Here is a 277-nt window from a genome sequence, read left to right as displayed (position 1 = left end):
GAGTGCGACAGAGCCAAGGTCCGCGACGGCCAAGTCGCCAACCGGCCGATCTACGCCGCGATCGGAGTCATCGTCACCGGCGAGAAGGACATCCTCGGATTGTGGGCCGGTACCGGTGGTGAAGGCGCGAAGTTCTGGATGAGCGTGCTCACCGATATCCGCAACCGCGGGGTCAAAGACGTGTTCTTCCTGGTCTGCGACGGGTTGAAAGGGTTACCGGATGTGGTGGGGAACGTGTGGCCGCTGGCCACGGTCCAGACCTGCATCATCCATCGGA

General features: G+C 62.8%; 1 protein-coding gene. It reads left to right on the top strand.

Annotated features, from left to right (window positions below):
* On the top strand, positions 1-277 hold a 277-nt coding region (locus ON19_RS30705), incomplete at both ends, for a transposase (protein WP_174377749.1).

The sequence above is a fragment of the Nocardia abscessus NBRC 100374 genome (assembly GCF_000308455.1).
GTDB classification, from domain to species: domain Bacteria; phylum Actinomycetota; class Actinomycetes; order Mycobacteriales; family Mycobacteriaceae; genus Nocardia; species Nocardia abscessus.
The sequence above is the reverse complement of the archived record's forward strand: the minus strand, read 5'-3'. Positions and strand labels throughout refer to the sequence as shown.